This is a genomic window from Stenotrophomonas sp. ASS1, from assembly GCF_004346925.1.
GTDB classification, from domain to species: domain Bacteria; phylum Pseudomonadota; class Gammaproteobacteria; order Xanthomonadales; family Xanthomonadaceae; genus Stenotrophomonas; species Stenotrophomonas maltophilia_A.
Genome location: NZ_CP031167.1, coordinates 786389 through 810093 on the forward strand (window position 1 = coordinate 786389; position 23705 = coordinate 810093).

A 23705-nucleotide genomic window follows, 5' to 3' on the forward strand; every position below is an offset into this window, starting at 1 on the left:
ACAGTTCTCCGCGATCTGTCGGAATGCATGGCCTGCTCTTGGTGGGTGTCGACCTTGGTCGACACGTAGATCCACGCCATGCGTGGATGCTCTTCGTTCAATTGTCGAAATAATCGATTTCAATGGAGATTCATCCACGCATGGCGTGGATCTACCTCCGTCACCGGAAATCCGTCGGGAATGGGGCGGTGTGGGTTGGCAGGACCGTTGGCGCCATGGATGGCGCCATCGAGCCCCCATGGATGGGCTTACGGCGTGTCCTGCCAACCCACACCACCCCAGCCAACAAGCAAAACTCCCAGAGCCGGCTGTTGTCGTTGCCTCTGCAGGTGCAGGGCCGCAGGCCCTGCCGACCCACCCTAATCCTCGACCGGGAAGTCCTCGATCGGCTTCAGCACATCATAGTGCTCGCGATGCAGCTTGCCCTTCAGCTTCGGCAGCTCCGGCAACGGTGCATCCACCCGCGTGTCCGGCAACCGGTCCAGCAGGTTGCGCACCAGCGTCAGCCGACCCAACCGCTGGTCGTTGAAATCCACCAGCGTCCACGGCGCCGCCTCGCGATGCGTCGCGCGCAGCATCGCCTCGCGGGCCTCGGTGTAGGCGCTGTACTTGCTGCGGGATTTCAGGTCCACCGGGGAGAGCTTCCAGCCCTTCAGCGGATCGAGGTGGCGCTCGGCGAAGCGTTTTTCCTGCTGTTCCTGATCCACGCACAGCCAGTACTTGAACAGCAGGATGCCGTCGTCCACCAGCAGTTGCTCGAATACCGGCGCCTGATGCAGGAACTGCTGGTACTCGGTTTCGCTGCAGTAGCCCATCACCCGCTCCACGCCGGCACGGTTGTACCAGCTGCGGTCCATCAGCACGATCTCGCCGGCGGCCGGAAGATGCGAGGCATAGCGCTGGAAATACCACTGGGTGGCTTCGCGGTCGGTGGGCCTGGGCAGTGCCACCACCCGGCATTGACGCGGGTTGAGGTGCTGGCTGATGGCCTGGATCGCGCCGCCTTTGCCTGCGGTATCACGGCCTTCGAACAGCACCAGCAGGCGTTGCCCGCTGTGCTGCACCCAGCGCGCCATCGCGGTCAGTTCCAGCTGCAGCGGCAGCAGCAGTTCGTCGTAGTCCTTGCGCTTGAGCTTGGCCATCATCACACCACGCGGGGAGGAAGCCCGAGCGTAGCGCAGGGATCGCTCAGGCGATGTCGAGGCCCTGCCAGCCATGCTCGCCGGCCAGTCGCTGCAGCAGCGCCGACAGGTTGCGGGCGAAGCCGGCCATGTCGAACAGTCCACTGTGGTCGCGTGCCTGGGCCACTTCGGCGCGCAGCGTGGCCAGCGCCGACGGGTCATTGCCCAGCGTACTGGCGGTGGCGATGAATGCCGCATCGTCGGCGACATTCATCCGTGCCAGCCCCAGATGGTGATTGAGGCTGCCGGCCACGCGCGCGGCGAAGGTGTCGCCCGGGCAGGTCAGTACCGGGCAGCCGGCCCACAGCGCATCGGACGCGGTGGTGTGCGCGTTGTACGGATGCGTGTCGAGGAACAGGTCGGCCAGCGGATAGCGAGCCAGGTACTGCGGATGTGGCAGCTTGGCCATGAACACCAGGCGTTCCGGATCCAGGCCAGCGGCCTGTGCGGCGCTGCGCAGGCGCGCGTCGGCCTGGCCGGGACCGGACAGCAGCCACAGTACGCTGCCGGGCACCGCCTGCAGCACCGCGAAGGCGCGGCCCATGCTGCGTGGATTGAGCTTGTAGCTGTTGTTGAAGCAGCAGAACACCACGCCCTGTTCGGGCAGGCCGCACTCGGCCCGGGACGGTGCCGGTTCGAGCAAGCGGGTGTTGTCCGAGGGCTGGAACGCACGCGGCAGGCGCAGTACGCGCTCGCTGTAGTGGGGTTCCAGTGACGGCGGCAGAACGAAGCTGTCGCCGATCACCGCATCCATCCACGGCGCACCGGACGTGCCGGGATAGGCCAGCCAGTTCAACTGCAGCGGGGCAGGGCGCATCGCCAGCACTTCCGGCGTACCGCCGCCGCCCCAGCCGCGCAGGTCGAACAGCAGGTCGATGCCCTGTGCGCGGATGCGTGCAGCAGTGTCTGCATGGCGCAGCGCGGCCACATCATGCAGCTGCGTGGCCACCTGCAGGCGCTGGCGGATGCGGCTGCCGTCATCGTGGTTCAACGCGAACAGGTGCAGCTGCAACGCCGGGTCATGACGCAACTGCTCGAACAGGGCCACGGTCAACAATCCGGTGGGATGGGCGCCGAAACCATTGGAAAGGAAGCCGACCCGCAGCGGGCCCTGGGAACGCACCTTCACTGGCGGCAACGGCCGCACTGAAGCGGCAACGGCGGATGCCCGGGCACGCGCGCAGGCCAACTGCTCGGCTGCGCTGGCATCTTCGCTGAGGAACGCGAACGGTTCGACCACGCCCTGCCCAGAGGCAAGTGCACCACGTACCTGTGCCGCCAGCGCGTCCACGTCCTGCCAGTCGCACAGGCGACGCTGCCAGGCCAGGCGCTGGGCGGCGATATAGGGTTCGCCCGGCATCAGCGCATGCGCTCGGCGATAGGCTGCCGCCGCGCCTTCGGCATCATCGGCATCTTCCAGCGCATGGCCCAGCCACAGCGCAATGCCCGGGTGCTGCGGGGCCAACGCCGAGGCTTGGCCGAGCAGTTTCGCCGCATCGGCATGCGCGCCGGCCATCCAGGCCACGCGGCCCAGCCGCGCCAGCGCTTCAGGGTGGTTCGGGCGCAGCTGCAGTGCACGGCGCGCGGCCTGCTCGCCGGCGGCGATGTCGCCGGCTTCCAGTTCCAGGTCCGCCAGCATCACCCAGGCGACGAAGTCGCCCGGCTGGCGTGCAATCGCCTGTTGCAGGTGCTGCCGCTGCTGCCAGGCCGACATGCGACTCAGCCCGCCGACAACTGGGCCAGGGCGTCGACCTGGTGCTCGTGGCTGAGCCGCTGCAGCAGCGGGTCGAGGTCGCCGGCCAGCACGTTGGGCAGGTCGTACAGGGTCAGGCCTTCCACGCGGTGGTCGGTGATCCGGCCCTGCGGGAAGTTGTAGGTGCGGATGCGCTGGCTGCGGTCACCGCTGCCCACCTGCAGGCGCCGCGACTCGGCCTGCGCCGCGTCCTGGCGCTGGCGCTCGGCATCGAGCAGCTGTGCCTTCAGGCGCTTCATCGCCTTGTCGCGGTTGGCGTGCTGGCTGCGCTCGGTCTGGCATTCCACCACCACGCCGGTCGGCACGTGGGTGATGCGGATGGCCGATTCGGTCTTGTTGACGTGCTGGCCGCCGGCACCGGACGAACGGAACGTATCCACCTTCAGGTCGGCCGGGTTGATGACGATGTCATCGACCTCATCGGCCTCGGGAATGATCGCCACGGTGGCCGCCGAGGTATGGATGCGGCCCTGCGATTCGGTGGCCGGCACGCGCTGCACGCGGTGCGTGCCCGATTCGAACTTCAGGCGCGAGAACGCGCCACGCCCGACCACGCGCGCCACCACTTCCTTGAAGCCGCCATGCTCGCCCGGGCTGTCCGATTCGATCTCGACCTTCCAGCCCTGGCGCTCGGCGTAGCGGGCGTACATGCGGAACAGGTCGCCGGCAAAGATCGCGGCCTCGTCGCCGCCGGTACCGGCGCGCACTTCCAGGAACAGGTTGCCTTCGTCACGCGGGTCGCGCGGCACCAGCAGCAGCGCCAGCTCCTGCTCCAGTTCCTGCAGGCGCGCCTGTGCAGCAGCGATTTCCTCATCGGCCAGCTCGCGCAGGTCCGGGTCGGCGCGCATGCCTTCGGCGGCGGCCAGATCGGCCTTGGCACGGGCTTCATCGGCCAGGGCGATGGCGATCGGTTCAAGTTGGGCGAATTCGCGCGAAAGGTCGCGGAAACGAGTGTTGTCGGCGACCACATCGGGTTCGGCGAGCAGGCGTTCCAGTTCTTCGCGGCGCTCGGCCAGCGCTTCCAGCTTACGGCGCAGGGTCGGCGTCATCGGGTCTCACGGGTGGGTGGCGGTAACCCGGCGTGGCCGGGAACAGGCGCTCGGCGGCGCGGGTCAGGTCGGCATCGCCACTCAGCGCGGCCGCACGCAGGGCGGCGGTCGGCGGATGCAGCAGGCGGTTGGTCAGGCCGTGGGCAAGCAGCTCCAGCACTTCGTCGGCCGGCTTGCCGTTGGCCAGTTGCTGGCGTGCGCGCTCCAGCAGCTCGGCACGGGTGGCTTCGCCGAACGCGCGCAGCTGCCGCAGCGGCGCCTGATGGGCGCTGGCCTGCTGGGTCTCGACGAAGCGCGACACCTGCAGGTCGATGATCGCCTCGGCTTCGGCGGCGGCCTCGCGGCGGCCACGGCGGTTGTCTTCCACCGCGCGTTCGAGATCGTCCACGGTGTAGAGGAAGGCGTCGTTGAGCGTGCCGACCTCGGCCTCGATGTCGCGCGGTACGGCCAGGTCGAACAGCAGCATCGGCTTGTGCCGGCGCGCGCGCAGGGCCTTGGCCACCATTTCGCGATGGATCACCGGTTCGCGCGCAGCGGTGGCCGAGAACACCACGTCGGCCTCACCCAGGTGGCGGTCCAGTTCGGTCAGCGGCAGCGCCACGCCACCATGTCGGCTGGCCAGTTCCTGCGCGTGGGCGAGGGTGCGGTTGGCGATCAGCAGCCGGCGTACCTTGCCTTCGCTCAGGTGCCGTGCAGCCAGTTCGATGGTCTCGCCGGCACCGACCAGCAGTACGGTGGAATCGTCCAGCCGCGCGAACGCGTTCTGCGCCAGGCGCACCGCAGCCGACGCCACCGATACCGGGTTGGCGCCGACCTGGGTATCGGTGCGCGCACGCTTGGCCACCGAGAAGGTCTGCTGGAACAGGCGGTCCAGGCGGTGGCCGAGCAGGCCATGGTCGCGCGCGGTCGACCAGGCATCCTTCACCTGGCCGAGGATCTGCGGTTCACCCAGCACCATCGAGTCCAGCCCGGTGGCGACCCGGAACAGGTGGCGCACGGCCTCGGCGTCAGCGTGCTGGTACAGGTAGCCCTGCAGGTCGCCGGCCTGGGTGTGCAGCCACTGGTCCAGCGCCTGTGCCGAATCGGCCACGGCGTACAGCTCGGTGCGGTTGCAGGTGGACAGCAGCACCGCCTCGGCGATCTGCGGAGTATCGCGCAGCGAACCGAGCGCGCGCGGCAACGCCTCACCGGCGAAGGCCGCGCGCTCGCGCAGCTCCACCGGTGCGGTCTGGTGATTCAGTCCGAGCACCCACAGGGTCATTGTTCAGTTGCTTGCGATAAGCTGCTGGCCATTGGACGACATTTTAAGGCCCCGATGCCGACGATGCCCGCATTGATTCGCATCCCCAGTGTTCTGCTGCTGTCCCTGGCCTGCAGCCAGGCCCTGGCGGCGGTGCCGGCCAAGGCCCCCGTGCGGGCTGCGGCCACTGAGGAACTGGCGCTGGAACCGGTGATGGCCGGTGAGTTCGCCCTGCAGGCCGGCAAGCTGGCCGAGGCCGCGCGCTGGTACCTGCAGGCGGCCCAGCAGACCGACGGCGACGCCGGCCTGGCCGAGCGCGCGACCCGCATTTCCATGCTCGCCAACGATGATGCCAGCGCCGCCAAGGGCCTGGCCCTGTGGCAGCAGCGCGCCCCGCGTTCGTTGACCATGCGCAGTGCGGCCGGTGCACTGGCCATGCGCCAGGGCGATGTGAAGGCGGCCCGCACCGAACTGCAGGGCCTGCTGGCCGACCCCGACGAGCGCGGCTGGAAGTTCGCCCTGGCCGCACTGATCGGTGGCGGCCGTGATCCGGCGGTGCCCGCGCAGGTGCTGGGTGAGCTGGTCGACGCCAATGCCATTCCGCCGAAGATCGAAGCCTGGCAGGAGTTTGGCCGCCTTGCCCTGCGCATGGAAAAGCCCGAGCTGGCCCGGCGCATGATCGATGAAGTGGTCAAGCGCTTCCCGGAAGAGCCACGTGTGGCGCTGCTGCGTGCCAGCCAGCTGCAACAGGCGGGCGAGACCGGCAAGGCGTTGTCGCTGCTGCACGATGTGGAGCCGAAGACCCGCCAGGACCCGGAGCTGCGCAATGCGGTGGCCATTGCCTATGACAGTCTCGGCCAGCCGTCCGCCGCCGAGCGCGTGCTGGCGTTCGGCCCGCAGGACGTGCAGACCTGGGGCATGCGCGCCTCGCTGCTGGCCAAGCAGGGCGACAAGGCCGCGCTTTCCAATCTCTACAACGAACTGTCGCGGCAGGCGGCCAAGCCGGACCCGGCGCAGCGCCTGCTGCTGGGCAAGATCGCCGAGTACCTGAAGCGTTATCCCGAGGCGGTGCAGTGGTACCACAGCGTGCCCGGTGGCGATGAGCTGAGCGAAGCGCGCCTGCGCGCAGCCAATGCCCAGGCCCTGGCCGGGCGCCTGCCGCTGGCGCTGGAAGAAGTGCATGCGATCCAGTCCGATGCTGTGGTCGACGACGATGTGCGCCGCGACGCCTACCTGCTGGAAGCCGAACTGCGCCAGCGCGCCGACGACAGCGCCGGTGAACTGGATGCGCTGGCCCGCGGCCTGGCCGCTTACCCGGATGACAACGGCCTGCTGTACGCCCGTGCGCTCACCTGGGAACGCCGCGACGACATCCCGCGCGCCGAGGCGGATCTGCGCAAGATCCTGGTGACCGAGCCGGAGAACGTGCCGGCTTTGAACGCGCTGGGTTACACCCTGGCCGATCGCACCGGCCGCCTGCAGGAAGCACTGGAGCTGATCGACCGCGCCCGCGTGGCCGAACCGGACAACGCCGCCATCGTCGACAGCTACGGCTGGGTGCTGTATCGCCTGGGCCGCAAGGAAGAGGCACTGGTGCAGCTGCGCCGGGCCTGGACCCTGGCCAAGGACCCGGAGATCGCTTCGCACGTTGGCGAAGTGCTATGGGTGCTGGGCAAGCACGATGAGGCCCGTCATTTCTTCGAGGAAGCGGCCAAGCTCGACCCTGAAAACCGCGCGCTGCTGCGCGCCCGCGAGAAATTCAATCCATGAGTGTTTCCCTGATCCGGCCGCTGCTGTTGGCGGCCGCGACCCTGGCGGTCAGCGCCTGCACCAGCGTGGGCACGCAGAAGACCCCGGCGCCGGCGGTGGTCGAGATCGTTTCGGCCGAAGCGGCGCAGGCCGAGGCCGCACGCGTGGCCGCGCTGCAGGCACAGCCGGACTGGGCCTTCCAGGGCCGGGTCGCGGTCAGCAAGGGCAAGGACGGTGGCAGCGGTCGCATCGACTGGAAGCAGGAAGGGCGCCGTTATGTGGTCGAGCTGAGCGCGCCGGTGACCCGGCAGAGCTGGAAGCTGACCGGCGATACCCATTCCGAAGCTGGCCGCCTGGAAGGGCTGGCCGGCGGTCCGCGCGATGGCGAGGACGCCCAGCAGCTGCTGCTGGAGGCGACCGGCTGGGACATTCCGGTCAACCAGCTGCCGGAGTGGATCCGTGGCCTGGTGGCCGGCGACGCCGCTGGCCCGGAAAAGGTCGAGCGCGACGGTGAAGGCCGGCCGCGTCGCATGCAGCAGATGGGCTGGCAGGTGCAGTACCTAGACTGGTACCCGGCCGAGGCCGGGCACCCGGCGTTGCCGCGCCGGATCGAAGCCAGCAATGGCGACGCCAAGGTACGCCTGCTGGTGGACCAGTGGGGGCAGGGCGCGCCATGAGCGGGGCAGTCGACGACGCGGGCTGGTCCTGGTGGCCGGCCCCGGCCAAGCTGAACCTGTTCCTGCACATCACCGGCCGCCGCGCCGACGGTTACCACGAGCTGCAGACCGTGTTCCGGCTGCTGGACTGGGGCGACCGCATCGGCCTGCGCCTGCGTGAAGACGGCCAGGTGCGCCGGCAGGGCGAGGGGCTGGCTGGCGTGGCCGAGGCCGATGATCTGGCGGTGCGTGCCGCGCGATTGCTCAAAGAAGTGGCAAATGTCGCGCAAGGTGCGGACATCGTCGTTGAAAAGCATGTATCTGCCGGTGGCGGCTTCGGCGGCGGTTCGTCCGATGCCGCCACCGTGCTGGTGGTGCTGAACCGCCTGTGGCGGGCCGGTCTGGACGAGGACGCGCTTGCCGCGCTGGGCCTGCGCCTGGGGGCGGACGTGCCGGTGTTCGTGCGCGGGCGCAATGCCTGGGCCGAAGGGGTGGGCGAGCGCCTGCAGCCGATCGCGCTGGAACCGGCCTGGTATGTGGTGGTTGAACCGGGCGTTCATGTTCCCACCCCGGCCCTGTTCGCAGACCCGGATTTGACGCGCGACAGCCCAGTGGCGAAAATAGAGGACTTCGCTTCCGGAACCCTGGTCGGGAACGCGTTCGAACCGGTGCTGCGCCGCCGTGAGCCTGCCGTCGAGGCAGCGTTCGCCGCGTTGAGCGATATCGGCACGGCGCGGCTGACCGGTTCGGGAAGTGGTTGTTTCGTCGAGTTCGCATCGCAGTCTGCCGCAGAGCAGGGACGGTCGAAGTTGCCGAAGGAGTTGCGGGCAAGGGTGGCAGCGGGCGTTGCGCGTTCGCCACTGCTGGATGCACTCGAGCAACACTGATTTATCAATGCAGGGGCGTCGCCAAGAGGCCCAAGGCACCAGGTTTTGATCCTGGCATTCGTAGGTTCGAATCCTACCGCCCCTGCCAATAGCGGCTGTGTCCGCGCCTTCCAGCGCATCGCCCGCGCGGGACGTGGAAACAACCGCGGTGTTGTCAGCAGCAAGGGTCCATCGGGGTCCTTGCCGACTCCGGATCCCCGCCACTCGTCCCCGCCCGAGACAATCATGATGCAAGAGTCCCCGAACCTGCTGGTCTTTTCCGGCAACGCCAACAAACGTCTGGCGCAGAACATCTGCAAGGAACTGGGGGTTCGCCCGGGCAAGGCGCTGGTCTCGCACTTCTCCGATGGTGAAGTGCAGGTGGAGATCGAAGAGAACGTCCGCAAGCAGGACGTGTTCGTGATCCAGCCGACCTGCGCGCCGAGCGCGGAAAACCTGATGGAACTGCTGGTGCTGATCGACGCGCTCAAGCGCGCATCGGTGGCCAGCGTGACCGCCGTGGTGCCGTACTTCGGTTACTCGCGGCAGGATCGCCGCATGCGTTCCTCGCGCGTGCCGATCACCGCCAAGCTGGCGGCGAAGATGTTCAGCACCGCTGGCGCTGATCGCGTGCTGACCGTCGACCTGCACGCCGACCAGATCCAGGGCTTCTTCGATATTCCGGTGGACAACGTGTATGCGTCCCCGCTGCTGCTGGCCGACATCTGGCGTGCCTACGGCACCGAGAACCTGATTGTTGTGTCGCCGGACGTGGGCGGCGTGGTCCGCGCCCGTGCGGTGGCCAAGCGCCTGGATGACGCCGACCTGGCGATCATCGACAAGCGCCGCCCGCGCGCCAACGTCTCCACCGTGATGAACATCATCGGTGACGTCGAAGGCAAGACCTGCGTGATGGTCGATGACATCGTCGACACCGCCGGCACCCTGTGCGCCGCTGCTGCTGCCCTGAAGGCGCGCGGTGCGCTCAAGGTCGCCGCCTACTGCACCCACGCGGTGCTGTCGGGCCCGGCGGTGGACAACATCACCAATTCCCAGCTCGACGAGCTGGTGGTGACCGACACCATCCCGCTGAAGGACGCGGCGCGGGTGTGCAGCAAGATCCGCCAGCTGAGCGTGGCGGAAATGCTGGCCGAAACGATGCGCCGCATCGCCTTCGGCGAGTCGGTCAGCTCGCTGTACGTCGACTGAGTTCTTCGCCCCTGCCGGCAACGGCGGGGGCATACCCGGATGCTTCTGGTCGCGGAAGCATCTTCAACCGCCACGCCGCAGGGCGCGGCAACAACCTGAGTAGTCGAAAATGTCGAAGACCCATGAAATCAAGGTCACCAAGCGTGAACTGCAGCGTAAGGGTGCGAGCCGCCGCCTGCGTCACGCTGGTGTGATCCCGGCCATCGTGTACGGCGGCAACGCCGAGCCGGTCGCCATCAGCCTGGACCACAACGAAATCTGGCTGGCCCAGCAGAACGAGTGGTTCTATGCCTCGATCCTGGACCTGAACCTGGACGGCCAGGTGCAGAAGGTCCTGCTGCGTGACATGCAGCGCCATCCGTACAAGCAGCTGATCATGCACCTGGACTTCCAGCGCGTGAACGAGAACGAAGCCCTGACCGCTTCGGTCCCGCTGCACTTCATCAACGAAGACACCTCGCCGGCCGGCAAGGCTGCCGACGTCGTGGTCACCCACGAACTGAAGGAAGTGACCATCACCTGCCTGCCGAAGGACCTGCCGGAGTCGATCGAAGTCGACCTGGGCGAGCTGAAGGCCGGTGACGTGGTGTACCTGTCCGACATCAAGCTGCCGAAGGGCGTGGAAATCCCGGCCCTGGCGCTGGGCAAGGACCACGACGACGCCATCGTCACCGCCAAGGCCGGCAAGGCCGACGCGGCTGACGAAGAAGCGGCTGCCGCCGAGTAATACCGCTACGGTGCCTGCCTCCGGGCAGGCACCGTATTGGAAGGAACCATGGCAGGACTGCGACTGATCGTCGGTCTGGGCAACCCCGGATCGGAACACGCCCGGACCCGGCACAATGCCGGGTTTCATTTCGTTGAGGCCCTGGCGGAAAAAGCCGGTGCACGATGGAATGTGGACAGCAAGCTGTTCGGTGAGACCGCCAAGGTCGAGATCGCCGGGCAGACGGTGTGGCTGCTCAAGCCCGCCACCTTCATGAACCTCAGCGGCAAGTCGGTCACCGCCGCACAGCGGTTCTGGAAGATCGAGCCGGAAGAAACCCTGCTGGCCCACGACGAACTGGACCTGGCGCCCGGCGTGGCGCGGCTGAAGTTCGACGGTGGCCACGGTGGCCAGAACGGCCTGCGCGACACCATCCGCCTGCTCGGCCACGGCAAGTTCCATCGCCTGCGCGTGGGTATCGGCCATCCTGGCCACAAGGACCGCGTGGTGGGTTGGGTGCTGGGACGCCCTTCCAAGGATGATGACGTACTGATTTCGCGCGCCATCGACGATGCCATCGACGTGCTGCCGCTGGCAGTGCAGGGCGACTTCAGCGAAGCGATGAAGCGGCTTCCTACCCCGAAATAGCCCGCTTTCGGTAGGTGCCAACCTTGGTTGGCACACAATGATCGACACCGAGATGGATTGGCCAAGCAGCGCGCGCGCTGTTTCACCAATCACTTTCACCCCAGAGAGCTGTCACCCATGGGTATCAAATGCGGCATCGTCGGCCTGCCCAACGTCGGCAAGTCGACCCTGTTCAATGCGCTGACCAAGGCGGGTATCGCCGCGGCGAACTTCCCGTTCTGCACCATCGAACCGAACGTCGGCATCGTGCCGGTGCCGGATCCGCGCCTGAACGAGCTGGCAGCGATCATCAACCCGCAGAAGGTCATCCCGACCGCAGTCGAATTCGTCGACATCGCCGGCCTGGTGGCCGGTGCCGCCAGCGGTGAAGGCCTGGGCAACAAGTTCCTGGCGCACATCCGCGAAGTCGATGCGATCACCCACGTGGTGCGCTGCTTCGAGAACGCCGACGTCATCCACGTCAACAACAAGGTCGACCCGATCTCGGACATCGAAACCATCGATACCGAGCTGGCGCTGGCCGACCTGGACAGCGTCGAGAAGGCGCTGAACCGCGCCGAGCGTGCGGCCAAGGGGGGTGACAAGGACGCCGCGGCGCGCAAGCCGGTGCTGGCCAAGCTGCAGGCGGCGCTGTCCGACGGCAAGTCCGGCCGTTCGGTGGGCCTGGACGAGGAAGAGAAGGCGCTGGTGCGCGATCTGTTCCTGCTGACCCTGAAGCCGGTGATGTACATCGCCAACGTGCTGGAAGACGGTTTCGACAACAACCCGCACCTGGAAGCCGTGCGTGCGCATGCTGCCGCCGAAGGCGCGCAGGTGGTGCCGGTGTCGGCCGCGATCGAAGAGGAGCTGTCCCAGCTCGATGACGAAGACCGCGATACCTTCCTGGCCGATCTGGGCCTGAGCGAGCCGGGCCTGAACCGCGTGATCAACGCGGCCTACAGCCTGCTCGGCCTGCAGACCTACTTCACCGCCGGCGTGAAGGAAGTCCGCGCGTGGACCGTGCGCAAGGGCGCCACCGCCCCGCAGGCCGCCGCGGTCATCCACACCGACTTCGAGAAGGGCTTCATCCGCGCCGAAACCATCGCGTATGACGACTTCATCAAGTACAAGGGCGAAGCCGGCGCCAAGGAAGCCGGTCGCCTGCGCCTGGAAGGCAAGGAATACCGCGTGCAGGAAGGCGACGTGCTGCACTTCCGCTTCAACGTCTGATCCAGCGGCATCGGATCGACCCAGGACGCCCCGCCTTGTGCGGGGCGTTCGCGTTTCTGGTGATGGACAAAAAAGCACCAGGCTGCGAAACGCTTGCGGTGCGACGTTTGCCGGCACTTGTCCACAGAAAACTCCCATCGCTTTCCACGCCGGATGTGGAAAACCGTGGGGGCGGATCCCTTTCCACGGGAAAGGGCTCCGACCCCGATCAGTGCAGTCGGACCGTGGACAGAATTTCACCACGCTTCGAAACGCCTGCGCTGCAATGCTCGCGCCCACTTGTCCACACCAAGTTCCCATCGCTCTCCACGTCCGGTGTGGAAAACAATCGAAGGACATGGACAAAAAATCACCACGTCCGGAAACGCCCGCACTGCAAGCCTCGCGGCCACTTGTCCACACCAAGTTCCCATCGCTTTCCACGCGCGGTGTGGAAAACCCGCGTGGCCCGCTCTGGTAGTCGCCCACCTTGGTGGGCGCGTGGCAGATCAGTGCCCACCAAGGTGGGCATCTACCAGAGCCAGGTTCCCAAACAACAAGGCCCGCCAATGGCGGGCCCTGTCGTCCACGTTCTGCAATGCGGCGTGCCTTACAGCGCGCTGCCACCGAACTTGTGGGTGTACTGCAGGTTGATGGTGCGGCCGACGCTGTCGAACCAGGACACGTCGTAGTACGGATACGCGGTGTACGTGGCGTCCTTCGGCGGCATCTTGTTGAACACGTTGACCACCGACAGCGACAGGCGCGAGTGGTCGTCGAAGCGGTACTGCAGCGACGCGTTGTAGCGGTAGGTTGCCTTGATGTACGGGCTGTCACCGCTGTCCCAGTCGAAGGTCTGGCCGTAGCTGTCATAGGTTGGCAGCTTGCCAAGTCGTGAACCGTAGACTGTGGCCGACCATGCAGCCTTCTCCCAGGTCACGCTCAGGCTGGTCTTGGTACGCGGGATGTCGAAGTTGCTGTTGACCGCGAACTGGTCCTGGATCGGATCACCGGGGTAGCGCTGGAAATCGTGCTTCTTCACCCAGGTGTGGGTGCCGTTGAGGATGAAGTCGCCGATGCCGGTCTGCAGGCGGTAGCGCAGGCCAATGTCGATGCCGGAGGTGGATTCGCGGGCGACGTTGATCGGGGCGACACGCACGCCGTACAGGCGGCCATCACTGGTGCGGGTGATGCGGTCGAGCGCGTCCACGCAGGTCGGCGAGTTGATGTCGGCACTGCCGAGGCGGCAGTTCGCTTCGCTGGCCAGGATCGTGCGCACGTCCATGTCCTGCACCTGCTTGCGCATGTCGATGTCGAACCAGTCCACCGACAGGTCCAGGCCGATCGCCGGCGACCAGACGAAGCCGGCACTCCACGAGGTGCTGGTTTCCGGGTCGAGCTGGCGGTTGCCGGTGCGGCTGCGGATCAGGTTGTGCTCGTAGTCGGAACAGTCGGCGGCATCGTCGGCGCGGCAGCTGTACAGGTCCACTGCGCTGGTCTCGTCGTTGCCCGGGCCGGCGAACACGTAGTGGAGGTCCGGCGCACGGAACGCGGTGCCGTATGAACCGCGGACCAGCAGCGTGTCGATCGGGCGCCATTCCAGGCCACCGCTCCAGGTCGCCTTGCCGATGGTGTGGCCGGAATAGCGGTACTGGTCGTAGCGGCCGGCCACGCTCAGGTTGACCGTCTCGTGCAGCGGCATGCGCAGCTCCGCAGCGGTCGCCCAGCGGTTGCGCGAACCGTTGCCGTCCGAATCCTTCCAGCTGTAGTAGTAGTACTCGGTCGCCAGCGGATCGGGGTTCAGCGAGTACGCCTGCTGGCCCACTTCCACGGTCGCGGCGAAGCCGGCATCACCGCCCGGCAGGCCGAACAGCGCGGAATTGGTCAGCGTGAACGCAGCCGTCTCGGTGCGCGACTTCGGGGTGTAGGTGGTGCGCGCCGCGATCGAATCGTACTCGGCGCGGGTCAGCGGCCGGTACAGGCGCGACGGGTCGGCGTTGTAGATCGGGAAGCCGTCGTCGTCCACGCCCAGCTGCGGGCCCAGGAACAGGTCATTGGCTTTGGCGGCGATGATCTGTGCCCAGCTGATCCGCGACTGGTACTGCGAATGGCTCAGGGCCGCTTCGTAGTCCCAGTTGCCGGCCAGGTTGCCCTTGAAGCCGGTGGTCACGCTGAAGGTCTTCTGCGTGCTGCGCACCATTGCATTGCGCAGGCCACCCATCTCCTCGGGCGAGAACTGGCGCTGCCAGAACTCGATCTCGCCGGTGGCCTGGTTGTTGAAATAGCCCGACTCATCGCCGTTGGCGTCCATGCGGCCCCACTTGGTGACGTCGCGCATCAGCGACATCGTGTGGTAGCCCAGCTGCACATCGGCGAACCACTGCTGGCCGTTGTCGAAGTCGTAGCTCAGCGAGGCGTAGCCATTGGCGCCGCGGCGCTTGCTGAGTATGGTGCCGTAGCCGATCGAGCTGTCGCTGCCGCAGTAGTAACCGTAGCGCGGGCGGTAGGCGCGGTAGGTGCTGCCCTGGTTCTGCCCGGCCAGCGCTTCGCAGGTGGCCGCGCCCGGATCCAGGTAGTCGTCGTTGTAGTCCGTGCGCAGGTAAGCGCGGCGTGCGATGCGTGAGCCCTCGGTGGGGCCGTCCTGGGTCGAATCCTGGATGTCGCGCTCGTACGCCCACAGCGGGGTCTGCGACTGCAGTTCAACGCTGTACACGGCGTTGAAGTTGCCACGGCTGAAGCCACTGGCCAGGCTCATGTCGAACGACTCGCCACCGCCTTCGCTGGTGGTGCCCATGCGCATGTCGACGGTGGTGCCGTCGGCCTTCTTCTTCAGGATGAAGTTGACCACGCCGGCGATCGCGTCCGAACCGTAGATGGCCGAGGCACTGCCGGTCAGCACTTCGATGCGCTCGATCATGCCCAGCGGGATGTTGGAGACGTCGGTGAAGTTGCTGCGGCCCTTGAACGGCATCGGGAAGTCGGCGATGCGGCGGCCATTGACCAGCACCAGCGTGTGGTTCGGGCCCAGCCCGCGCAGGTCCACCTGCTGGGCGCCCGGCGAGAAGTCGGCGCCGCTGGACGACTGCTGGCTCTGCGTCTCACCGCCGTTCTGGGTCATCGAGCGCAGTACGTCGGGCACGCTGGTGAAGCCGCTGGAGCGGATCTGCTCGGCGCTGATCACCGTGATCGGGGCGGGGCCTTCCACCTGGGCGCGCGGAATGCGCGAACCGGTGACCTGCACCGCATCCAGTTGTTGAACCGAAGAGGAGGCCGGTGCCTGGGCCGCCGCGGAAGCAGCCACGCCCATCAACGCCAGCTGGATCGACCACGCCATCGCCTTTCTACGCATGAGGAATTCTCGGAAATGAAGCCGGCCCGCAGAGGAGGGGCCCTGTCCCCCATTCAGATTTCCGGAATGGGCGCGCGCATTTAACGCCTTTTTCATGCCCTTGACTACTGGGTCCCTATCTGGCAAAGAGTGAAAACGCTTGCAAGTCGATTTTGTTCAGGGAGATCAAGATGCGACGCCTCCATTGCACCCTGCGTGCCCCCTTCGCCTGGCTGGCGCTGCTGGTGTTGGACGTGCCGTTGGCCGCCCTTGCGCAGGACCTGCAGGGCCCGGGCTTCGCCTACTACGAAGCCGGGGATCTCGACGCACCCAGGCCCGGCCCGCGCGCGCCGGCCATGATGCTGATGGGCGGTGGCGAATGGGTGCCGGAGGCCTTTCACTGGTGGCTGAAGCAGGCCGGCAACGGCCGCGTGCTGATCCTGCGCGCTTCTGGCAGTGATGAACTGCAGGACCGCCTGTATCGCGAGATTGGCGGGACCACCGCAGTGCAGACGCTGGTCTTCGACAGCCGCCGCGGCGCCGACGATCCGGCCGTGCTGCGCGTGGTGGCTGCGGCCGATGCCATCTTCATTGCCGGTGGTGACCAGTCGCGCTACATCCGCTTCTGGAAGGGCACCGCGCTCAACCGCGCGCTCAATGCCCATGTGCGCGCCGGCAAGCCGATTGCCGGTACCAGCGCCGGGCTGGCCATCCTCGGTGGCTACGCCTACGGCGCGATGGACGGCGGCAGCATCACCTCCGCCGGTGCGCTGGCCGACCCGATGGGCAGTGCGGTGACCATGGACAGTGGCTTCCTGCAGATGCCCTACCTGCAGCGCGTGGTCACCGACACCCACTTCGACAAGCGCGATCGGCTTGGCCGCCTGATCGTGTTCGTGGCGCGCGCCGCGCAGGACAGTGGCGACCCCGACATCGTCGGCATCGGCGTCGACGAGGACACCGCCCTGTGCGTGGAGCCCGATGGCCAGGCGCAGGTCTACAGCGCCGACGGCGAAGGCAAGGTCTGGGTGGTCAGCCCCGGCCGCGATGCCGACCGTCTGGTCGAGGGCGAGCCGCTGCGCTTCCACGCGGTACCGGTAACGGTGGTCGCCAGCGGCAGCCGCATGCGCCTGGATGACTTCCAGGCCGACGCCGACTACCAGGCCGTGGCCGACGTCAGCGACGGCGAGATTGAGTTCACGCTTCGGTAGTGCCGGCCGCTGGCCGGCAACTCGCCTTCCCTGATGCGCCCCTTGCCGGCCAGCGGCCGGCACTACCCCGCAATCCATTCCCTCGTTCTGCTGGAGACGTACCCGATGAAACTGCGCCTGGCGCTGTCCGCACTGTTGTCCCTGCCCATGCTTGCCCAGGCCGCACCGGCGGCTTCACCGCTGCTGGTCATCCACGGCGGCGCCGGCGTCGAGCGCAAGGACCTGTCGCCGGCCGAGGAAAAGGCCGCACGTGACGCGCTGCGGGCGGCCCTGTTGAAGGGGCATGCGGAGCTGGCGGCGGGTCGCCCCGCGTTGGCTGCAGTCACCGCTGCGATCACCGTCCTGGAGGACGATCCCACCTTCAACGCCGGCAAGGGCGCGGTGTTCACCCATGACGGCCACAACGAGCTGGATGCCGCAGTGATGGACGGGGCCACCCAGGCTGCAGGCGCGGTGGCCGGCGTGCAGCGGGTGCGCAACCCGATCCTGCTGGCGCAGACCGTGATGCAGAAATCGAGGCACGTGATGATGGTGGGGCAGGGCGCCGAAGCCTTCGCGGTCGAGCAGGGGATGTCTTTGGTCGATCCCTCCTACTTCCGTACGGAGAAGCGTTGGCAGCAGCTGCAGCGTGCACTCAAAGAAGAGGCCAGTGGCCAGGCGCATGCCGACCTGGAGACTGCAAAGCACTTCGGGACCGTCGGTGCGGTCGCATTGGATGCGCAGGGGCACCTGGCCGCCGGTACCTCCACTGGTGGCATGACCAACAAGCGCTATGGCCGGGTGGGTGACTCGCCGATCATCGGTGCAGGCACCTGGGCCGATGCGCGCTGTGCGGTGTCCGGCACCGGCTGGGGCGAGTACTACATCCGCACCGCGGCCGCGCACGAGATCTGCGCACGCATGCGCTACCAGGGGCAGACGCCGGAACAGGCCGGCAAGGGCGTGATCAACGAGACGATTCCGCAGATGGGGGGTGACGGCGGTGCGATCGTGCTCGCTGCAGACGGAAAAATGGGCACGCCATTCAACACCCAGGGCATGTATCGGGGCTGGATCGGCGGCGACGGCGTCCCTCATGTCGCAATTTTCGCCAACGAGACCCTGCCGGTTCCCGGGCAATAACCTTGCGTATCAATGGGTTTGCGACAGCGTGTGAAAAAAATGGAAAAAAGCGTTGACAGCCCCCCGTCCCATCAGCAGAATAAGCGGCTCACCACCACACACCGCAACGCTTCGGCGGCAACGGAATGGGGTGGTAAGGAGGGATACCCAAGCGGCCAACGGGGGCAGACTGTAAATCTGCTGGCTTACGCCTTCGGTGGTTCGAATCCACCTCCCTCCACCAGTTTCACGTTGTGACATTCCCGGCGCGGGAGTAGTTCAATGGTAGAACCTCAGCCTTCCAAGCTGATGGTGCGGGTTCGATTCCCGTCTCCCGCTCCATTGAATGAACTTTGAATATTATCGAGTTCATGTCATAATGCAAAACTCGGCTCACGTAGCTCAGTCGGTAGAGCACTTCCTTGGTAAGGAAGAGGTCGAAGGTTCGATTCCTTTCGTGAGCACCATCTTAAGCATCACCTCTCAGACGAATTCGAGATAAGCAGCCATGGCCAAGGGTAAGTTCGAGCGCACCAAGCCGCACGTCAACGTCGGCACCATCGGTCACGTCGACCACGGCAAGACCACGCTGACCGCCGCACTGACCAAGATCGGTGCCGAGCGCTTCGGTGGCGAGTTCAAGGACTACTCCTCGATCGACGCCGCGCCGGAAGAAAAGGCGCGTGGCATCACGATCTCGACCGCGCACGTCGAATACGAATCCCCGATCCGTCACTACGCCCACGTTGACTGCCCGGGCCACGCTGACTACGTCAAGAACATGATCACCGGTGCCGCCCAGATGGACGGCGCGATCCTGGTGTGCTCGGCCGCTGACGGCCCGATGCCGCAGACCCGTGAGCACATCCTGCTGTCGCGCCAGGTCGGCGTGCCGTACATCGTCGTGTTCCTGAACAAGGCCGACATGGTGGACGACGCCGAGCTGCTCGAGCTGGTCGAGATGGAAGTTCGCGAGCTGCTGAGCAAGTACGAGTTCCCGGGCGACGACACCCCGATCATCGCCGGTTCGGCCCGTCTGGCGCTGGAAGGCGACCAGAGCGACATCGGCGTGCCGGCCATCCTGAAGCTGGTCGACGCGCTGGACAGCTGGATTCCGGAGCCGGAGCGTGCGATCGACAAGCCGTTCCTGATGCCGGTGGAAGACGTGTTCTCGATCTCGGGCCGCGGCACCGTGGTGACCGGTCGTATCGAGCGCGGCGTGATCAAGGTTGGCGACGAAATCGAAATCGTCGGCATCCGTCCGGTGCAGAAGACCACCGTGACCGGCGTTGAAATGTTCCGCAAGCTGCTGGACCAGGGTCAGGCAGGCGACAACGCTGGCCTGCTGCTGCGCGGCACCAAGCGTGACGACGTCGAGCGTGGCCAGGTGCTGGCCAAGCCGGGCACGATCAAGCCGCACACCAAGTTCGAAGGCGAAGTGTACGTCCTGTCGAAGGACGAGGGCGGCCGCCACACCCCGTTCTTCAACGGCTACCGTCCGCAGTTCTACTTCCGCACCACCGACATCACCGGCGCCGCCAAGCTGCCGGAAGGCGTCGAAATGGTGATGCCGGGTGACAACGTCAAGATGGAAGTCACCCTGATCAACCCGGTGGCCATGGACGAAGGTCTGCGCTTCGCCATCCGCGAAGGCGGCCGTACCGTCGGCGCCGGCGTGGTCTCGAAGATCATCGAGTAAGCCTGCAGTACCGGTGGTTGCATAGCGCCGCCGGTTACGCGAATGGCGGGCCGGGAACCTCGGTCCGCCTTCGCCGTCTAAGGGAAGGCAAGTTTCAATACGTACGCCAGTAGCTCAATTGGCAGAGCAGCGGTCTCCAAAACCGCAGGTTGGGGGTTCGAGTCCCTCCTGGCGTGCCATCTGCCCACCTTATCCAGCGGCCTGGGCCGCTAAAGCAGACACAGTCGGATGAATAGCAAGATCGAACACTCCAAGGACAGCTCCGCCAACGGCGGGGATATCGTCAAGTACGTCGCCGCATCGCTGCTGGTGCTGGCCGGTCTGTTCGTCTGGTTCTGGTTCTCCGCCGACTCCGGTCGCGCCACCCAGCTGGGTGCGTGGGCGGGTCAGCTGCGTGCGTTGGCGGTCGTGGTCGGTCTGGTTGGCGGTATCGGCGTGTTCATGCTGACCGGCAAGGGGCGCGACACCCGCGAATTCCTCTCCGAGTCGCGCTTCGAACTGCGCAAGGTGGTCTGGCCGACGCGCCAGGAAGCCATCCGCATGACCTGGGTCGTGATGGTGGTGGTGACCATTCTCAGTCTGTTGCTGGGTGGGTTCGATTACGTCATTCAGTGGCTGGTTCAGTTGTTCCTGAGCCGCTAAGGAGAATTGCATGAAGCGTTGGTACGTCGTTCACGCCTATTCGGGCTTCGAGAAGTCGGTGGCGCAGGCTCTGCGCGATCGCATCGTCCGTGACGGCATGGAAGAGCGCTTCGGCGATGTCCTGGTCCCGACCGAAGAAGTGGTCGAGATGCGCGCTGGCCAGAAGCGCCGCTCCGAGCGCAAGTTCTTCCCGGGTTACGTGCTGGTCCAGATCGAGACCCACGAAGAAGCCGGTATTCCGCGCATCGACAACGAAAGCTGGCACCTGGTCAAGGAAACCCCGCGCGTGATGGGCTTCATCGGCGGCACCGCCGACCGTCCGCTGCCGATCGCCGATTCCGAGGCCGAAGCCATCCTGAATCGCGTTCAGGAAGGTGTCGAGAAGCCGCGTCCGAAGGTGCTGTTCGAGCCGGGCCAGATGGTCCGCGTTACCGACGGCCCGTTCAACGATTTCAATGGCGTCGTCGAAGAAGTCAACTACGAGAAGAGCCGTCTGCGCGTCTCGGTGCTGATCTTCGGTCGTGCCACTCCGGTCGAACTCGAGTTCGGCCAGGTCGAAAAGGCCGTCTGATCTGGCCGTGGGTCGAGCAAGCTCGACCGCTACGGGACCAGAAACCGGGCGCTGCCCGGTTTCTCTCGTTTACGTGCCGCTTCAGGCATGTGAAGAAAAAACCTGATATAGTGCGCGGCTCCCCGCTGGGAAGCCAGCAGGACGAGGCCGCCGCAAGGTGGCCTTCAGCATGATTTCAAAACGCGATGCCGGGACGCGTGATTCCCGGTCCGATGGGGAGCCTGTTGTCGAAAGGCGCTAGCACCCGGAGAGTACTCACATGGCAAAGAAAGTTGTCGGTTACATCAAGCTGCAGGTGAAGGCCGGTCAGGCCAACCCCTCGCCGCCGGTCGGTCCTGCGCTGGGTCAGCGCGGTCTGAACATCATGGAATTCTGCAAGGCGTTCAACGCTGCCACGCAGAAGCTCGAGCCGGGCCTGCCGGTTCCGGTGATCATCACGGCCTACTCGGACCGTACGTTCACCTTCATCACCAAGAGCACCCCGGCCACCACCCTGCTGAAGAAGGCCGCTGGCATCTCGTCGGGCTCCAAGCGCCCGAACACCGAGAAGGTCGGCAAGGTCACCCGTAAGCAGCTGGAAGAGATCGCCAAGGCGAAGGAACCGGATCTGACTGCCGCCGACCTGGACGCCGCCGTGCGTACCATCGCTGGCTCTGCCCGTTCCATGGGCCTCGTGGTGGAGGGTTAATAAGATGGCACAGACCAAGCGTGAGAAGGCCATCAAGGCCGCCGTCGTTCCGGGCAAGGCATACGCCTTCGAGGACGCGATCAACATCCTGAAGAGCGCCACCAAGGCCAAGTTCGTCGAGTCGATCGACGTCGCTGTGCGCCTGGGCGTCGATGCGAAGAAGTCCGACCAGCAGGTCCGTGGGTCCACCGTGCTGCCGGCCGGTACCGGCAAGTCGGTCCGCGTCGCCGTGTTCGCTCCGGCCGGTGCCAAGGCTGACGAAGCCCTGGCCGCTGGCGCCGAAGCCGTCGGTATGGATGATCTGGCCGAGAAGATGCAGGCCGGCGATCTGAACTACGACGTCGTCATCGCGACCCCGGACGCCATGCGCGTCGTCGGTAAGCTGGGCACCGTGCTGGGCCCGCGCGGCCTGATGCCGAACCCGAAGGTCGGCACCGTTTCCCCGAACCCGGGTGAAGCCGTGAAGAACGCCAAGTCGGGTCAGGTCCGTTACCGCACCGACAAGGCCGGCATCATCCACTGCACCATCGGCAAGGCCGACTTCGCCGAAGACGCGCTGAAGTCGAACCTGACCGCGCTGCTGCTGGACCTGATCAAGGCCAAGCCGGCCACCTCGAAAGGCACCTACCTGCAGAAGGTTTCGGTCAGCTCGACGATGGGCCCGGGCGTCACCGTCGACCAGTCGTCGCTGACCCTGAAGTAATTGTTTCAAGCGGTCACGGTACCTTCGGTGCCGTGACCGTGACATTTGAAGGCATCGCTGGCCTTACATCGCCCGCGGTAGCCGTCAAAGACCGCAGGCGCGGTCGTGGCAATACCGGCGACGGGCACGGAAGCTCGATCTGGCAAGGAGTCGCCGCCGGAGCAGTCATGAGCGCTTAATCGATTCCCCGGAATCACCCTGCGTAGATGGTGCCCTTCTGGAGTTTTTCTGGTTCACGCACGTCTGGGTTTCCCAGGTTGGCCCACTCCAGGTCTAGAACGGCCCACCCCCGGAACATCATCCCGATGTTCCCGGCGTCCAGGACGGATGCCGCACAGGACCGCACACGGCAGGAGCCGTAAGCGGAGTTCAATAGGAGGAGTGCAATGGCTCTCAATCTGTCCCAGAAGCAAGAAGTAGTCGCCGAGCTGGCAGACGTCGCCGCCAAGGCCCACTCCTTGATCGCAGCCGAATACGCTGGCACCACGGTCGCCCAGATGACCGCGATGCGCAAGCAGGCTCGTGAAACCGGTGTTTTCTTGAAGGTTGTCAAGAACACCCTGGCTTCGCGCGCCGTTGAAGGCACCGAGTTCGCAGTCGCCCAGGACCAGATGGTTGGTCCGCTGCTGTACGCGTTCTCGCTCGAGGAGCCCGGCGCTGCCGGTCGCCTGATCAAGGAAGCCGCCAAGGGCAACGACAAGCTGAAGGCTAAGGTCGTCGCCATCGGTGGCGAAGTGTTCCCGGCAAGCCACGTCGAAGTGCTGGCCTCGCTGCCGACCCGCGACCAGGCCCTGGCCATGCTGGCCCGCGTCCTGACCGAGCCGGTCACGATGTTTGCCCGCGCCATCAAGGCCGTTGGCGAGAAGCAGGGTGGTGGCGACGTCGCCGCCGACGCTGCCGAGCCGGCCGCCGAGACCGCCTGAGTTTCGACTTACCGTGGTTCCTGACGGAACCTCAACCCAGAAAATCATCCAAAGGTATTAATCATGTCCCTTACCAACGAACAGATCGTCGACGCCATCGCCGAGAAGTCCCTGATGGAAGTGATGGAGCTGGTCAAGGCCATCGAAGAGAAGTTCGGCGTCTCCGCCGCTGCTCCGGTTGCCGTGGCTGCTGCCGCTGGCCCGGCCGCTGCTGTTGAAGAGCAGACCGAGTTCACCGTCACCCTGAAGTCGGCCGGCGACAAGAAGGTCGAAGTCATCAAGGCCGTCCGCGCCATCACCGGCCTGGGCCTGAAGGAAGCGAAGGACCTGGCCGAAGCCGGTGGCGTCCTGAAGGAAGGCGCTTCGAAGGACGACGCCGAGAAGATGAAGAAGGACCTGGAAGCTGCTGGCGCGACTGTCGAAGTCAAGTAAGCAGTTACCTTGCATCGTCACCGATTCACGGCGATGCAGCCAAGGCTGGGGGCGTAAGCCCCCGGCCTTTGGTCGTTGTTGCAGTACCGGTAGGGTCGACTGTTGGTCGACTGTTTCAAAAGCAGAAAAAGCCCAACACGGGCTGCGGTCAGACCCCGGCAG

21 protein-coding genes and 5 tRNA genes are annotated in these 23705 nt (G+C 65.9%); 21 read left to right on the forward strand and 5 right to left on the reverse strand.

Annotated elements, in window-relative coordinates; genetic code table 11:
- Positions 1–359: 359 nt before the first annotated feature.
- Genes ppk2 through hemA form a run of 4 tightly spaced genes read right to left on the reverse strand, consistent with a single transcriptional unit; the run spans position 360 to position 5244 of the window.
- Positions 360–1142 carry a polyphosphate kinase 2 gene (ppk2, locus tag MG068_RS03610; protein WP_049462703.1) on the reverse strand — a complete coding sequence of 261 codons (783 nt, stop codon included), beginning with the start codon at positions 1140–1142 and terminating at the stop codon, positions 360–362.
- Positions 1143–1188: 46 nt separating this feature from the next.
- The gene (locus MG068_RS03615; RefSeq protein WP_132809283.1) at positions 1189–2895 is read right to left on the reverse strand and encodes an O-linked N-acetylglucosamine transferase, SPINDLY family protein; all 1707 of its coding nucleotides are present in this window, start codon (positions 2893–2895) and stop codon (positions 1189–1191) included.
- Positions 2896–2900: 5 nt separating this feature from the next.
- A complete protein-coding gene (prfA, locus tag MG068_RS03620) occupies positions 2901–3983 on the reverse strand; it encodes a peptide chain release factor 1 (RefSeq protein ID WP_049462696.1) in 1083 nt (360 codons plus the stop codon).
- Entirely contained in the window at positions 3961–5244 is a 1284-nt protein-coding gene (gene hemA / locus MG068_RS03625; protein ID WP_132809285.1) for a glutamyl-tRNA reductase, read from the reverse strand. Before hemA ends, prfA begins: the two co-directional genes overlap by 23 nt.
- Positions 5245–5307: 63 nt before the next feature.
- Between hemA and MG068_RS03630 the strand changes: the two genes are divergently transcribed.
- From MG068_RS03630 to ychF, 8 genes are all read left to right on the forward strand, one after another.
- Positions 5308–6993, forward strand: coding sequence for a tetratricopeptide repeat protein (locus MG068_RS03630; protein WP_183080233.1), 1686 nt, complete (start codon positions 5308–5310; stop codon positions 6991–6993).
- Entirely contained in the window at positions 6990–7649 is a 660-nt protein-coding gene (gene lolB, locus MG068_RS03635) for a lipoprotein insertase outer membrane protein LolB (RefSeq protein ID WP_132809287.1), read from the forward strand. Before MG068_RS03630 ends, lolB begins: the two co-directional genes overlap by 4 nt.
- Positions 7646–8515 carry a 4-(cytidine 5'-diphospho)-2-C-methyl-D-erythritol kinase gene (gene ispE / locus MG068_RS03640; RefSeq protein ID WP_049462699.1) on the forward strand — a complete coding sequence of 290 codons (870 nt, stop codon included), beginning with the start codon at positions 7646–7648 and terminating at the stop codon, positions 8513–8515. The genes lolB and ispE overlap by 4 nt, the downstream gene beginning before the upstream one ends.
- Before the next feature lie 11 nt (positions 8516–8526).
- Positions 8527–8603: transfer RNA gene (locus tag MG068_RS03645), tRNA-Gln, on the forward strand.
- 140 nt (positions 8604–8743) lie between these two features.
- Complete coding sequence (locus MG068_RS03650) at positions 8744–9703, forward strand: ribose-phosphate diphosphokinase (protein WP_005415400.1); 960 nt, start codon at positions 8744–8746, stop codon at positions 9701–9703.
- 109 nt (positions 9704–9812) lie between these two features.
- Positions 9813–10430: a 50S ribosomal protein L25/general stress protein Ctc gene (locus tag MG068_RS03655; protein WP_065178966.1), complete on the forward strand. Its 618-nt coding sequence runs from the start codon at positions 9813–9815 to the stop codon at positions 10428–10430.
- 48 nt (positions 10431–10478) lie between these two features.
- Entirely contained in the window at positions 10479–11057 is a 579-nt protein-coding gene (gene pth / locus MG068_RS03660; RefSeq protein ID WP_132809289.1) for an aminoacyl-tRNA hydrolase, read from the forward strand.
- A 117-nt stretch (positions 11058–11174) separates the two neighbouring features.
- Positions 11175–12266, forward strand: coding sequence for a redox-regulated ATPase YchF (gene ychF / locus MG068_RS03665; protein WP_049422893.1), 1092 nt, complete (start codon positions 11175–11177; stop codon positions 12264–12266).
- 589 nt (positions 12267–12855) lie between these two features.
- Here ychF and MG068_RS03670 read toward each other — a convergent pair.
- Positions 12856–15594 (reverse strand): TonB-dependent receptor plug domain-containing protein, encoded by a 2739-nt coding sequence (locus MG068_RS03670; protein WP_132809291.1) that lies wholly within the window; start codon positions 15592–15594, stop codon positions 12856–12858.
- A 170-nt stretch (positions 15595–15764) separates the two neighbouring features.
- On the opposite strand from MG068_RS03670, the gene MG068_RS03675 reads away from it, so the two are divergent.
- From MG068_RS03675 to rplL, 13 genes are all read left to right on the forward strand, one after another.
- Positions 15765–16784 carry a cyanophycinase gene (locus tag MG068_RS03675; RefSeq protein WP_071229187.1) on the forward strand — a complete coding sequence of 340 codons (1020 nt, stop codon included), beginning with the start codon at positions 15765–15767 and terminating at the stop codon, positions 16782–16784.
- A gap of 105 nt (positions 16785–16889) precedes the next feature.
- The gene (locus MG068_RS03680) at positions 16890–17906 is read left to right on the forward strand and encodes an isoaspartyl peptidase/L-asparaginase family protein (RefSeq protein WP_132809293.1); all 1017 of its coding nucleotides are present in this window, start codon (positions 16890–16892) and stop codon (positions 17904–17906) included.
- A gap of 137 nt (positions 17907–18043) precedes the next feature.
- Positions 18044–18129: transfer RNA gene (locus MG068_RS03685), tRNA-Tyr, on the forward strand.
- Between the two features lie 24 nt (positions 18130–18153).
- Positions 18154–18227 (forward strand) — tRNA-Gly (locus tag MG068_RS03690).
- A gap of 49 nt (positions 18228–18276) precedes the next feature.
- Positions 18277–18352, forward strand: a tRNA-Thr gene (locus MG068_RS03695).
- A 41-nt stretch (positions 18353–18393) separates the two neighbouring features.
- Positions 18394–19584 (forward strand): elongation factor Tu, encoded by a 1191-nt coding sequence (tuf, locus tag MG068_RS03700; RefSeq protein ID WP_049416993.1) that lies wholly within the window; start codon positions 18394–18396, stop codon positions 19582–19584.
- A 103-nt stretch (positions 19585–19687) separates the two neighbouring features.
- Positions 19688–19763: transfer RNA gene (locus tag MG068_RS03705), tRNA-Trp, on the forward strand.
- A gap of 49 nt (positions 19764–19812) precedes the next feature.
- Positions 19813–20226 carry a preprotein translocase subunit SecE gene (gene secE / locus MG068_RS03710; protein ID WP_049462865.1) on the forward strand — a complete coding sequence of 138 codons (414 nt, stop codon included), beginning with the start codon at positions 19813–19815 and terminating at the stop codon, positions 20224–20226.
- A gap of 10 nt (positions 20227–20236) precedes the next feature.
- Positions 20237–20797 carry a transcription termination/antitermination protein NusG gene (gene nusG / locus MG068_RS03715; protein ID WP_004154362.1) on the forward strand — a complete coding sequence of 187 codons (561 nt, stop codon included), beginning with the start codon at positions 20237–20239 and terminating at the stop codon, positions 20795–20797.
- Positions 20798–21056: 259 nt separating this feature from the next.
- Positions 21057–21485 (forward strand): 50S ribosomal protein L11, encoded by a 429-nt coding sequence (gene rplK, locus MG068_RS03720; protein WP_004145248.1) that lies wholly within the window; start codon positions 21057–21059, stop codon positions 21483–21485.
- Positions 21486–21489: 4 nt separating this feature from the next.
- On the forward strand, positions 21490–22188 hold the full coding sequence (gene rplA, locus MG068_RS03725) for a 50S ribosomal protein L1 (protein ID WP_004154350.1): 699 nt from the start codon (positions 21490–21492) through the stop codon (positions 22186–22188).
- Positions 22189–22574: 386 nt separating this feature from the next.
- The gene (gene rplJ / locus MG068_RS03735; protein WP_010480377.1) at positions 22575–23111 is read left to right on the forward strand and encodes a 50S ribosomal protein L10; all 537 of its coding nucleotides are present in this window, start codon (positions 22575–22577) and stop codon (positions 23109–23111) included.
- 63 nt (positions 23112–23174) lie between these two features.
- The gene (rplL, locus tag MG068_RS03740) at positions 23175–23543 is read left to right on the forward strand and encodes a 50S ribosomal protein L7/L12 (protein WP_010480374.1); all 369 of its coding nucleotides are present in this window, start codon (positions 23175–23177) and stop codon (positions 23541–23543) included.
- Positions 23544–23705 lie beyond the last annotated feature (162 nt).

Bases quoted from the DNA above. Each gene is read 5' to 3' on its own strand.
- ppk2 (WP_049462703.1), bottom strand. From the start codon at position 1,142: ATGGCCAAGCTCAAGCGCAAGGACTACGACGAACTGCTGCTGCCGCTG.
- MG068_RS03615 (WP_132809283.1), bottom strand. From the start codon at position 2,895: ATGTCGGCCTGGCAGCAGCGGCAGCACCTGCAACAGGCGATTGCACGC.
- prfA (WP_049462696.1), bottom strand. From the start codon at position 3,983: ATGACGCCGACCCTGCGCCGTAAGCTGGAAGCGCTGGCCGAGCGCCGC.
- hemA (WP_132809285.1), bottom strand. From the start codon at position 5,244: ATGACCCTGTGGGTGCTCGGACTGAATCACCAGACCGCACCGGTGGAG.
- MG068_RS03630 (WP_183080233.1), top strand. From the start codon at position 5,308: ATGCCCGCATTGATTCGCATCCCCAGTGTTCTGCTGCTGTCCCTGGCC.
- lolB (WP_132809287.1), top strand. From the start codon at position 6,990: ATGAGTGTTTCCCTGATCCGGCCGCTGCTGTTGGCGGCCGCGACCCTG.
- ispE (WP_049462699.1), top strand. From the start codon at position 7,646: ATGAGCGGGGCAGTCGACGACGCGGGCTGGTCCTGGTGGCCGGCCCCG.
- MG068_RS03650 (WP_005415400.1), top strand. From the start codon at position 8,744: ATGCAAGAGTCCCCGAACCTGCTGGTCTTTTCCGGCAACGCCAACAAA.
- MG068_RS03655 (WP_065178966.1), top strand. From the start codon at position 9,813: ATGTCGAAGACCCATGAAATCAAGGTCACCAAGCGTGAACTGCAGCGT.
- pth (WP_132809289.1), top strand. From the start codon at position 10,479: ATGGCAGGACTGCGACTGATCGTCGGTCTGGGCAACCCCGGATCGGAA.
- ychF (WP_049422893.1), top strand. From the start codon at position 11,175: ATGGGTATCAAATGCGGCATCGTCGGCCTGCCCAACGTCGGCAAGTCG.
- MG068_RS03670 (WP_132809291.1), bottom strand. From the start codon at position 15,594: ATGCGTAGAAAGGCGATGGCGTGGTCGATCCAGCTGGCGTTGATGGGC.
- MG068_RS03675 (WP_071229187.1), top strand. From the start codon at position 15,765: ATGCGACGCCTCCATTGCACCCTGCGTGCCCCCTTCGCCTGGCTGGCG.
- MG068_RS03680 (WP_132809293.1), top strand. From the start codon at position 16,890: ATGAAACTGCGCCTGGCGCTGTCCGCACTGTTGTCCCTGCCCATGCTT.
- tuf (WP_049416993.1), top strand. From the start codon at position 18,394: ATGGCCAAGGGTAAGTTCGAGCGCACCAAGCCGCACGTCAACGTCGGC.
- secE (WP_049462865.1), top strand. From the start codon at position 19,813: ATGAATAGCAAGATCGAACACTCCAAGGACAGCTCCGCCAACGGCGGG.
- nusG (WP_004154362.1), top strand. From the start codon at position 20,237: ATGAAGCGTTGGTACGTCGTTCACGCCTATTCGGGCTTCGAGAAGTCG.
- rplK (WP_004145248.1), top strand. From the start codon at position 21,057: ATGGCAAAGAAAGTTGTCGGTTACATCAAGCTGCAGGTGAAGGCCGGT.
- rplA (WP_004154350.1), top strand. From the start codon at position 21,490: ATGGCACAGACCAAGCGTGAGAAGGCCATCAAGGCCGCCGTCGTTCCG.
- rplJ (WP_010480377.1), top strand. From the start codon at position 22,575: ATGGCTCTCAATCTGTCCCAGAAGCAAGAAGTAGTCGCCGAGCTGGCA.
- rplL (WP_010480374.1), top strand. From the start codon at position 23,175: ATGTCCCTTACCAACGAACAGATCGTCGACGCCATCGCCGAGAAGTCC.